Annotated in this window: 11 protein-coding genes and 1 pseudogene; 3 read left to right on the forward strand and 9 right to left on the reverse strand. The window is 61.3% G+C overall.

Annotation, left to right across the window (positions count from 1 at the left end; all coding sequences use genetic code 11):
- Position 1: 1 nt before the first annotated feature.
- From MBENS4_RS22405 to MBENS4_RS22420, 4 genes are read right to left on the reverse strand one after another with little or no spacing between them, the layout of a single operon-like run.
- Positions 2–322, reverse strand: a complete 321-nt coding sequence (locus tag MBENS4_RS22405) for a TrbC/VirB2 family protein (protein ID WP_039396163.1) — start codon at positions 320–322, stop codon at positions 2–4.
- Positions 323–341: 19 nt separating this feature from the next.
- Positions 342–1,631, reverse strand: coding sequence for an LPD7 domain-containing protein (locus tag MBENS4_RS27030; RefSeq protein WP_039396166.1), 1,290 nt, complete (start codon positions 1,629–1,631; stop codon positions 342–344).
- Entirely contained in the window at positions 1,628–2,233 is a 606-nt protein-coding gene (locus tag MBENS4_RS22415) for a lytic transglycosylase domain-containing protein (protein ID WP_039396168.1), read from the reverse strand. Before MBENS4_RS22415 ends, MBENS4_RS27030 begins: the two co-directional genes overlap by 4 nt.
- Positions 2,230–2,598, reverse strand: a complete 369-nt coding sequence (locus MBENS4_RS22420; protein ID WP_039396171.1) for a hypothetical protein — start codon at positions 2,596–2,598, stop codon at positions 2,230–2,232. The genes MBENS4_RS22415 and MBENS4_RS22420 overlap by 4 nt, the downstream gene beginning before the upstream one ends.
- A 195-nt stretch (positions 2,599–2,793) precedes the next feature.
- On the opposite strand from MBENS4_RS22420, the gene MBENS4_RS22425 reads away from it, so the two are divergent.
- Positions 2,794–3,363, forward strand: a complete 570-nt coding sequence (locus MBENS4_RS22425; RefSeq protein WP_242405084.1) for a helix-turn-helix domain-containing protein — start codon at positions 2,794–2,796, stop codon at positions 3,361–3,363.
- Here MBENS4_RS22425 and MBENS4_RS27700 read toward each other — a convergent pair.
- From MBENS4_RS27700 to MBENS4_RS22450, 5 genes are all read right to left on the reverse strand, one after another.
- Positions 3,355–3,567, reverse strand: a complete 213-nt coding sequence (locus tag MBENS4_RS27700) for a helix-turn-helix domain-containing protein (RefSeq protein ID WP_039396174.1) — start codon at positions 3,565–3,567, stop codon at positions 3,355–3,357. The genes MBENS4_RS22425 and MBENS4_RS27700 overlap by 9 nt on opposite strands.
- 3 nt (positions 3,568–3,570) lie before the next feature.
- Entirely contained in the window at positions 3,571–4,179 is a 609-nt protein-coding gene (locus MBENS4_RS22435; RefSeq protein ID WP_039396177.1) for a UPF0149 family protein, read from the reverse strand.
- A 26-nt stretch (positions 4,180–4,205) separates the two neighbouring features.
- Positions 4,206–4,688 carry a hypothetical protein gene (locus MBENS4_RS22440; protein WP_039396180.1) on the reverse strand — a complete coding sequence of 161 codons (483 nt, stop codon included), beginning with the start codon at positions 4,686–4,688 and terminating at the stop codon, positions 4,206–4,208.
- A gap of 42 nt (positions 4,689–4,730) precedes the next feature.
- On the reverse strand, positions 4,731–5,237 hold the full coding sequence (locus MBENS4_RS24445; RefSeq protein ID WP_242405086.1) for a helix-turn-helix domain-containing protein: 507 nt from the start codon (positions 5,235–5,237) through the stop codon (positions 4,731–4,733).
- A gap of 159 nt (positions 5,238–5,396) precedes the next feature.
- Complete coding sequence (locus MBENS4_RS22450) at positions 5,397–5,648, reverse strand: helix-turn-helix domain-containing protein (RefSeq protein WP_039396183.1); 252 nt, start codon at positions 5,646–5,648, stop codon at positions 5,397–5,399.
- Positions 5,649–5,853: 205 nt separating this feature from the next.
- Here MBENS4_RS22450 and MBENS4_RS22455 point away from each other — a divergent pair, with 205 nt between their 5' ends.
- On the forward strand, positions 5,854–6,249 hold the full coding sequence (locus tag MBENS4_RS22455) for a hypothetical protein (protein ID WP_039396186.1): 396 nt from the start codon (positions 5,854–5,856) through the stop codon (positions 6,247–6,249).
- Positions 6,250–6,428: 179 nt separating this feature from the next.
- Positions 6,429–6,789, forward strand: a pseudogene (locus MBENS4_RS26190) (hypothetical protein); the annotation flags it as partial.

Raw genomic sequence — 6,789 nt, forward strand, 5'->3', positions numbered from 1 at the left:
GTCAGGCGGTGCCACCCATCCAGCCCACGATCGTCGTGGCGGAGAAGATGATGCCGATCCCGATCAGAACGGTGACGGCGCGGCCCCAATCCATGCGGCCGGTGAGCTTGGCGTAGCCCACTGCCATGATGGCGATGACGCCGACCACCGAGGCAATGGTGATCATCCAGCTCTCGATGGTGTCGAGGCCGGTTTCGATGCTGGTGGAGGCGAAGGCGGCCTGGGACACCGCCATGGAGGCGAGGATGCCGGCAACGCCGACAATCTGGCGGGCGCGACGATCCGAGAGGATGCGACGCGCGGGACGACGAGAGAACTTCATAGACTTCTCCATGTTGAGGTTACCGTTCCATCTGGTTGGTTTGGATCGGCTCGATCTGCCGAACCGGCGCCGGTTCACGAACCGACACATCAAGGCCGCGCCGCAGCACGTCCGAGATCATTTGGCGGCCCTCCTGGGAGACCGCCTCGATGCGCTGCTCATCGCCCTGGAAGGCGGCTTCGAGGTGGCGGCGCATTTCCGCTTCCGCTTCGAGCGCGTTGGCAAGTCGGGGCTCGGCCTGGCGCTGCTCTTGCGTGCCGCTGAGATACAGGTCGGCCAGCTTCTCGTTTTCTCGTTCTGCGGCCCGCGCCCTGTCCTTGCTCGCCAGGAACTCGGAGAAGGCGTTGCGCTCCTGAAGGGCTTCAGCCACCAGCTCGTCACGCGCTGCCTTGCCATCGGGCGCTTCAAGACCCCGGCTGCGCGCCAGTTCACCAATTTCGCTATTCTGATCGCGCAGGTATTCCCCGACGGTCTTGGAAAGGTTGCCCTGGTTCCGTGCCGTGTCCGCAATGATGCTTTCAGACATGAGATTGCGGGCGGCCAGGACTTCGTTGCTGACCCCGGCATCGCCAAGGCGCATCTGCGCGGAGGGCTGCTTCAGGATGAACTCGGAAACGGTCTGGTTCGACAGCGATGGATCTTCGCGCAGAACGTCATTCAGCTCCTCGACCAGCGCGCTCTTGCGCTTGAGCAGGAGGGAGGTGACGTCCTCGGGGCTTTCATCGTGGCCAGCCTTGGCAAGACCGGCAGTGACGGTCTGCGCCGGGTTGGGGTTGGCCGCATCAATCGCGATCTCCGCCGCCTCGACGACCTTCTCCACTTCTCCGTCTTTCTCGGCCTTGTCCCCCTTGCGCAGACGCTCCGCGTCCTTGCGCTCGCGTTCGGCTTCCTCACGGCGTTGGCGCTCAACGGCTTCACGCTCGGCAAACGATGGCTCGTAGCCATTGACCTCGAGGCCCGAACGCGCCGCGGCCTGCCATACAGCCTTGCGAAATTCGGGCGAGCCGTCGACCGAGATGCCTTCCCAGCCATTGTGCTGCGCGAGCTTCACGAGGTTCTCGACCGTCTCGCGATCGTCGCGGTTGGCAACGATCCGCTCGTTCGAGATTTCGAGCGCCGGCGTCTGGACATTGCCCGGTGCGAACAGGCCGACCCGGCGTTCCGCTTCGGAGCGGCCATCGATGGCGCGGATTTCGTACCGCTTGGCAAGATCGTCGGGAATGGAGAACGCTGCCTGGGGGACAGTTTTCCGAGAAGCGTCCCATTCTGCGGCCCGAGGGGCCTGCGCGATGCTGTTTTCTTCGCTCATTGGAAGACCTCGATTCCGGTGCTGGCCTGACCGAACACCCACTGTGCAGGCGCTTCAATTGAGCTGTCCTCCTGCGGCATGGAGGTCAGGATGGACGGGGAAGAGGAAAGGTCGGGGAGTGCGGGGGGCGTTTCGATCGCACCGACGCGCGCAGCAGCGGCCCAGACGCGCTTGACGTAGCCGTTGCGAAAGCCCCGGCTCATCGAGCCGGTGTTGTAGAGCGAATAGGTGACGCTGATCGCGTCGAGGCCTGTGTAGTGCTGGCTCGCCCGCGCGTAGCCTTCTTGCAGGACGCGCGAGGCAAGGCCGAGGTTGGTGCACGGATCGAAGGTTTGTTCGATCGTCGTACCGAGACGTGCGAGGTTTCTCGAGTTGATCTGGCCAAGACCAATGTCGACCGAGTGCCCGGCCGCCACGTAGCGCTTCACCAGCGCGACCGCGTCGGCGAGGTTCGAGGCGTTCACGCGCGGCCCCTTGTTGACGTTGATCGCGAGAGGATTGCCCTGGCTTTCGGCGACGAGGAGGGGAACAAGCGCTTCTGTGGCAACGCCTGGAGCGCATTGCTGCGCGAGCGCAGTGAGGGCGGCGACGGTGTAGATCATCGGCCGATCGTCGTGACCGTCGAGGTCTTGGTGTTGATGAGATACGCGCTCGTGGTGCCGTCGTTCTGCGTGCTCTTTACGTAGTAGAGCGTCTTGCTCAGCTTCTTCGTCTTGGCCGAAACGCCGCCTTCCGAGCAGGACGGAAAGGAGCCCCCGAGCGCCAGCGTCTTCCAGAGCTTTGTGATCGGCGGCACGCACTCAGCATAAGTCGTGGGCGAGCCGGGGGTGGCGAGGCAGAGGATGACCTGACAGCCCCAGGTCGAGGCGTGGGCCTCCTGCGGCGCTGCGGTGGCGAGCGTTCCGGCTGCCAACAGCCCGAGCCCACCGAGCAGATTGTGGTATTTCGCAAGCGGACGATCGAACATGAACCAGCTCCCTGTTTACGCTGACGAGCGTTGCGCTCTTGGGTCTGGATATGTGATATATAGAATATTCAGTCGTCCAGCAATATGCAATTGGCTATTGCTGTACTGTTGGTATCGTGAAGCCTCGATCTTGATGGAGACCGGGGCAATTTCTACGGCGCGCTGCTGGCGTGAAATCACGGCCTTGCGTGAAGAATGAAGAAGGTGATGCTTTTGCCCAAGACTGTGGTGTTCCTGGCTGAGACTGGAAAATCGCCCTCGCTTGCCGAGCAAGCGTCGGCTTGCGTGCGCGACGGCGATCTTGTCGTGAGTGCCCCGCAGGTCAGCTTCAGCGAGCTGGAGAAGCTGTTGGGCAAGCTTGGCAATCCGCTTGTGTCGGGAGACACCATCAAGTTCCACGATCTTTCGTGTCTGGCGCTCAGCACCACGACGGTCCTTCGCCTGATGCTCAAGTTCCTCAAGGCCGGAATCTCGATCGAGCTTTGCGGCCTTGGCGTGACAATTACCCCGGATCGGGAGAGCGATCTGTTTCTTCTGGTCGAAGCCTTCGACAGTCACTGGCGGCAGATCCACGGGATCAAGACCAATGCAAAGCGTGAGGCGAAAGCGGGACGTAAGCCGCGCCTCACGCTCGAGCAGTTGCCTGACATCCAAAGGCGTTTGGCCGAGCCGGGCGCAACGCATGAGAGTGTGGCAAAGGACCTGGGTGTCGCTCGCTCCACGCTCTTCGGCTTTTTGAAGGCGCATAAAGATGTGTCAGGCTGATTGAAGAAGGTCGGCTGGCGGCATCCCGAGCGCCGTGCAAAGTCCCGCCAGTTCAGTCAGCGTTATGTCCCGGGCCTTGCCTTCTAGAATGCTTACGATGCGGGCTTCGGGCAATGCGCTGGCAAAGGCAAGGTCAGGGACCGCTAGTTTGCGCTCCTGGACCGCGCCGAGCGTTCGGAGGTAAAGGGTTCGATACACCGACATGGCTCAACTGCCTGCGCGACGGGAGGCAGGCATAGCCGATGCGGTAGTGCCGCCTTCAACGATTTGGCGGCGCTTCTCGTACATCATGGGAAGCAAGCGTGAGAGCACTTCCCATGAGCGGGCCGCGATTTCGGAAAGGGCCTGCGCCTCCGGGTGGCTGGCGATGTAGCGGCGGGCTGCATTGCCCATTTCCCCTACGGCATGGCTTCCCAGAAGCGCAAGCAGACCGCCTTCGCGCTGACCGGCCAGCAGATATTGCCACATGTCGAGATCGTCGGCGATCGCTTCGTAGAAGCCGCTGCTCCAGGCGGTAAGGTCAAATTCACCATCAGCCTTCACGGCAAGGATCGGCACATAGTGCGGGTTGCTGGCCGCCATTTGCACACGGGCCTGGTCAAGGCGTGCCAGCAGTTCCTTGCGCGCCCGCGTTTCAACGAGGTCTCGCGACACGGCCTGCTCCGAAATCGGCCCCATGATCGCATCTAGCCACTGGCTGTCCGGCATGGGCTCGAGCGACATGAGGGCCCCCGCTAGAAATCCATCGGCCAGATGGAGATCGGGACGTGTGCCAGGCGCTTGTGCCTGCCACTGGCGGTAGCTTGGAAAATCCATGGCGCTTCCTTGCGATTTGGGGATAGTCAGCCCGAGGGAAGGTTCCTGAAATCTTGCCAGTCGCGTTCAGGACCGAAGCGCTGGGAGCGCCGTATGTGAATGATGGTGCCCACGATCAGGCTGACCGTGGCAGTGAAGGTCGGCGTCTGGCTCATGAAGACCACGACGATCGGGCGGTTCACCATGCCGAGGTAATGGACTAGGTGGGTCAGCACCGAGAGCAATTCCATGGCCGTGCAGACGATCGGCCACATGCGCCGCGCCCGCGCGGCGATCAGCCCGAAACCGGCCAGCCCGACGAGATCTTCGGCAACCGAGATTGTGCGTATCGCCTCTTGCGACAGGCCCACTGTCTGAATGAGGGCGCCTTCGAACCAGGTCATCATGAACATGATAAGCAGGACGCCCGCGCCGGCGCGTTCGGGGTCTCCGCCCTTCCAGAGGCTGAGGCCAATCGCGACGAAGATCGTCGCGAGAAAGCCGAAGTAGAGGATCTGCATCACGCCCATTGCGAAGAGCCATTCACACGGGCGGCCGCGATCAAGCGTGAATTACAACAGTCTCTCCAGAGCATCCGCAATCACCAGGACCAGAGCCAGCGTGAGAGCCATCATGAACGCCAGTCCAATGACAGCCACGAACCGACCGGACGGACCAAAGTGGAGGTCGAGGCGATCGACAAGCGTCATGCCCTGGGCGTTGGCCTGGGATAGGCTAGGGGTGGCTAGGGCGGCAGGCGCGAGATCCTCGACCATGGAGGTCGTCCGGTTCTTGCGCTCAGGATCATCGGCCCCAGCCTCGATGCCAACCTGCGACGGTTCATATATCAATGGTTCGTATATGGAATCGTTATGGTTTTCTGCGATTTCCCGCAATTCCCGGTAAAGCCGCACGACCTCTTGGCGGGTGGGAAGATTCCATTTTGTGCGAACGCTTGAGACGCGCTGGTCCACGGTGTGGCGTGAAATGCCCAGCTCATTGGCGATTTCCTTGCTGGTCTTGTGCAGACACAACTGGTCGAGCACCTCGACCTGCTTGTCGGTCAGGCTCTCCAGCATTTCGCTGGCAGTGTCCGCGTGTGCGTCCCAAAGGCGGCATGGTTGGTTCATGGCGTCTGTGCCGTGAACCGTAGTCCATTCACCGCATCAGGGTAGCGCCAAGGGCATGCGCCGTGCGTGGTATGCGATGGATCGCATGGTTTATAAATTGAAGGGATTTCAGGAAGCTGACTGCACCGTCAGAAGGTCAATCGCAGAGCAACCGAGGCCCTTGGCAAGTTGTTCAACGACTTCGAGCGTGGGATTGGCCTTTGCACGTTCGATGAAGGATAGATGCGAGGTGGCGACACCGGACCGAATGGAAAGCTCCACCTGGGTCATTTTAAGCGCGGCACGGCGCTCTTTGACGTTCGCGGCAAGGTGGGTCGCCAATTCTGAAGCTGCCTCGTCCACGTTCAGATATTGCGCCATACGTCGTGTCCGCAGCCTTCCATCAGATTTGCTCGGGAGTTAGAGCTTCCCATTATCTATAGCGCATCTATCGCCCAACGCTAATTTTTGCGTTTAACTACCTTGCGGGGTAGTTGGTTTGACAAGGCGGCACACGTCACATACAGCTTGGAACATGGTTGGAACGTCTGCCTCCGAACGAGTCGTCGCGACTCCCGCTGCCTGCATGAGGCGAAAGCGGGAAGCGCTCTATGCGGCCGACTTCGTGCAGTGCAAATTCAATATCCCTGCCAGCTTTCGCAAACGCCTGAGCGACTACAAATCGGCGTACAAAATGCGCGGAGTGGAGCAGGTCGTCATGGCCATGTTGGACAAGGCCATGACCAACTACACGATCGAAGAAATGCGTGTTCCGCCGCCGCCCAGCGACGGCACGAGCGCCAAGCAGATCGCGATTCATCTTCCGCGAGAACAGCATGCTTTTCTCGAAGCGATTGCGCACCGCAATCGCGGCGTGACGCTTGGCGTCGCGCTTGAAACTGTTGGGGCTTACGTCAGCGAACTGACGCCTTCACCCCAGCAATTGCCACTTATTGGAGAGGGGGACGCCGTGAGCGGATAAACGAAGCCCGGCACGAAGGCCGGGCGTCGGGGTCGCTATCAAGTGGTTGGCGCCACTTAAGATCGCTTACAAATCTAACGATCAGATAGCCTCCCCCGTCCAATCTGTCAAGGATTAGCGCGCTTCGCGCCACGTTCCTGCTTTGTCTGCGCACGGCCTCTCGCACGAGGGGACGAACGATGCTGCATACCCTAAACTCTGGACTGAAAAATGTGCCCGCGGGTGCGGTGGCGGAGCTGCGCGCCAGCGGCGTGCGCGACGACGACATTCGCGCTGCCTTCGAGTTCCAGGAACAGCAACGACGTGCCGGCGCGCGTGTCCTTCCCTTGCGCGTCATTTGTGGCATTGAGGCGCCCACACGTGAGGCACGGTCCAGTCTTAGTGCCACTGCTTCGCGGCTTGCCGGCACCAAGCCCAGAATGCAGGTGCGACGGGGCGGAACGCACGTCACGCGTCGAGCGGTTTGGGCTGGAAGTGTCCGCACCGGCGATGCCGCCGAAGCCGAGTTCGTGCGCGCGATCGACACCGATCAGCGCAAGC

It is taken from the genome of Novosphingobium sp. MBES04 (genome assembly GCF_000813185.1).
Lineage (GTDB): Bacteria > Pseudomonadota > Alphaproteobacteria > Sphingomonadales > Sphingomonadaceae > Novosphingobium > Novosphingobium decolorationis.

Coding starts and splice junctions, on each gene's coding strand:
- MBENS4_RS22405 (WP_039396163.1), bottom strand. CDS start 322: ATGAAGTTCTCTCGTCGTCCCGCGCGTCGCATCCTCTCGGATCGTCGC.
- MBENS4_RS27030 (WP_039396166.1), bottom strand. CDS start 1,631: ATGAGCGAAGAAAACAGCATCGCGCAGGCCCCTCGGGCCGCAGAATGG.
- MBENS4_RS22415 (WP_039396168.1), bottom strand. CDS start 2,233: ATGATCTACACCGTCGCCGCCCTCACTGCGCTCGCGCAGCAATGCGCT.
- MBENS4_RS22420 (WP_039396171.1), bottom strand. CDS start 2,598: ATGTTCGATCGTCCGCTTGCGAAATACCACAATCTGCTCGGTGGGCTC.
- MBENS4_RS22425 (WP_242405084.1), top strand. CDS start 2,794: ATGAAGAAGGTGATGCTTTTGCCCAAGACTGTGGTGTTCCTGGCTGAG.
- MBENS4_RS27700 (WP_039396174.1), bottom strand. CDS start 3,567: ATGTCGGTGTATCGAACCCTTTACCTCCGAACGCTCGGCGCGGTCCAG.
- MBENS4_RS22435 (WP_039396177.1), bottom strand. CDS start 4,179: ATGGATTTTCCAAGCTACCGCCAGTGGCAGGCACAAGCGCCTGGCACA.
- MBENS4_RS22440 (WP_039396180.1), bottom strand. CDS start 4,688: ATGGGCGTGATGCAGATCCTCTACTTCGGCTTTCTCGCGACGATCTTC.
- MBENS4_RS24445 (WP_242405086.1), bottom strand. CDS start 5,237: ATGCTGGAGAGCCTGACCGACAAGCAGGTCGAGGTGCTCGACCAGTTG.
- MBENS4_RS22450 (WP_039396183.1), bottom strand. CDS start 5,648: ATGGCGCAATATCTGAACGTGGACGAGGCAGCTTCAGAATTGGCGACC.
- MBENS4_RS22455 (WP_039396186.1), top strand. CDS start 5,854: ATGAGGCGAAAGCGGGAAGCGCTCTATGCGGCCGACTTCGTGCAGTGC.